The 2085-nt window shown below is 68.2% G+C and carries 2 protein-coding genes and 1 pseudogene; all 3 read right to left on the bottom strand.

What is annotated here, in order from left to right; all coding sequences use genetic code 11:
- Positions 1-1131 (bottom strand): cytochrome P450 (locus IC66_RS0139465; protein WP_049806748.1); only part of this gene is annotated, 1131 nt, incomplete at its 3' end.
- On the bottom strand, positions 1131-1976 hold the full coding sequence (locus IC66_RS0139460; RefSeq protein WP_011084940.1) for an SDR family oxidoreductase: 846 nt from the start codon (positions 1974-1976) through the stop codon (positions 1131-1133). The genes IC66_RS0139465 and IC66_RS0139460, both read right to left, overlap by 1 nt.
- Positions 1977-1980: 4 nt before the next feature.
- A pseudogene (locus IC66_RS48755) lies at positions 1981-2085 on the bottom strand (ferredoxin); the annotation flags it as partial.

The raw sequence follows: 2085 nt of genomic DNA, 5'->3' as shown, positions 1-2085 counted from the left end.
GATCGGCTCGGTGCGTTGAAGCCACCGCGCCAGCCGAAACTGATCAGGCGCCTCGTGCAGCAGCGCCGAGGTCGAGAAATGCAGCAGCGGGATGCACAGATCGGTGCCCGTAGGAATGCGCTGTTGGCCGATTCGCAATTCACGCAGTGCGCGACGCACTAGGAGCGGCGTCGCCGGATGCACGCGCAGCGTCTCGCGGAACAGCGCCTCAGCGACCGGACACTGCGCCAGGTCCGCGTGCCGAGTCGGCACCGCGCCTACGCGTTGCGCCTCCTCGACCAGGGCGTCCCACAGCCCAGGCTGCCGCGCTAGCTCGATCACCATCCAGGCCATCGTCGAGGCGGTGGTGTCGTGACCACCAAGCAGCAGCAAGCGAATATTGGCGACCAGGACGTCATCGGAAAGCGCATCGTCGCTGCGATCGAAGGCGCTCACCATGTCGTTGATCAACCCGGTGCGCGAGGCATGTTCGCGCGCGGCGCGGACGAACTCGCGCAACCGCGCATCGATCCAGTCGCGGGCCGCGCGGCCCCGCCGCAAGGGCAGTCCAGGCAGGTCGACCGGGGGCGCGACGATCAACTGCAGCAGTTGCCGGTACTTGCGATGCCATCCCGGCAGGTCCTGCGCGGGGATTCCCATGAGACTGAAGATGAGCTTGAGCATTAGATCGCCGGTTTCGCGCAGGATGGTGACGTCGCCCCGTTCCCGCCACCTCTGCACGCGCGCCCGGATGACGGGCGCGAACAGCTCGCCGATGCCGGCCAGGGTCAGCCCCTTGGGCAGAAGCGCCGCCTGGATCGCATCGCGCGCCTGCCGGTGCGCGATGCCGTCCTGGGCGACCAACGTTCCGCCAAACAATTCGGGCGCGATGTCTTCGATCAGCCCCGAGGACACGTCCTTGTGCCGGAGCAGTGCGAGAGCATCCGGATCCAGACTGGTCATCAGGTGTCCGGCAGGGCCGAAATCTAGCCAGAAGTGGCTGCCCAGCGTCCGTTCCGCACGCCGCAGCAGGCGCGGCAGGTCGCAGACGACGGCGGGAAGATGCCCGACCAAGGGAAAAGCGCCGGGCACGACCGGGATGTCGTGCCGCAGCCGATGCCGACGGTTCAGCGGGTTGAGCAGCATGTCCATCAGCAGCGCGGCGCCGCGTCCGCTTCTGCGGTCTCGCCGGCAGGCCGCGCGGCGCGGCTGTTGCCACCGTCGGCGTATGTCGGCACATGCGCCAGCATGCCGCCGTCGATGCACACGACCTGGCCAGTGATGAACGCAGCATCGTCGGAGAGCAGGAACGCCACCAGCGCGGCCACGTCCTCGGGGCGGCCGACGCGCGGCAGGAGCTGGTGACGGCGCAGATGGGTTTGCATGCACGCGTCCAGCTTGGCGAGGAGTCGCTCGGTCATGATGAGACCCGGCGCAACCGCATTGCAGCGGATCTGCGCATGACCGTACTGGGTGGCAAGTGAGGACGACAGCATGTTCATCGCCGCCTTCGACGCGGCGTAGGATGTCAGTGCGGTGTCACCACTGAGCCCCTGGCACGACGACATGTTGACGATCGCGCCACCGCCGCGGGCGATCATCCGGGGGATGGCCTGCCGGCAGCAGAGCAGCGTGCCACGCAGATTGGTCGCCATGGTCTGATCCCAGACCGCTAGCTCCAGCTCGAGGATCGCGCGGTCGCGCGGGGTCAGATGCATCGCGCTCGCGTTGTTCACCAGCAGGTCGACCCCGCCGAAGTGCCGCTCCGCCGTCTCGAACAGCGCTGCCACCGCCTGCGCATCGGCGATGTCGATCGCCAGGGCGAGCGCGTGGCCCGCTTCGGCCGCGATCTGCGCGGTGCAGGCGATAGCCGCCGAGCCATCAATGTCGGCCACCACCACTCTGCCGCCCTCGCGCGCGATGGCGAGGGCGCATGCCTTGCCGATGCCGGCGCCGGCGCCGGTCACCACGGCCACTTTGCCTTCAAACCGTCCCATCGTGTCATCCTAGATTGTGCTGGTCTTTCGCGGCATGCCGCTCGGCCTCCGCTGGAGAAGGCGCAGGGTCGGCGCTGGCGCGCTCGCCATCGCCAGCGTCGCTTTCGAT

Origin of the sequence: Bradyrhizobium genomosp. III (assembly GCF_000261705.1) — a bacterium.
GTDB lineage: Bacteria > Pseudomonadota > Alphaproteobacteria > Rhizobiales > Xanthobacteraceae > Bradyrhizobium > Bradyrhizobium ottawaense.
Note: the sequence above shows the minus strand (reverse complement) of the source record. Positions and strands in the feature narration are given on the sequence as shown.

Excerpts from the sequence above, each read along its gene's own strand:
- IC66_RS0139460 (WP_011084940.1), bottom strand. The coding sequence starts at position 1,976 with ATGGGACGGTTTGAAGGCAAAGTGGCCGTGGTGACCGGCGCCGGCGCC.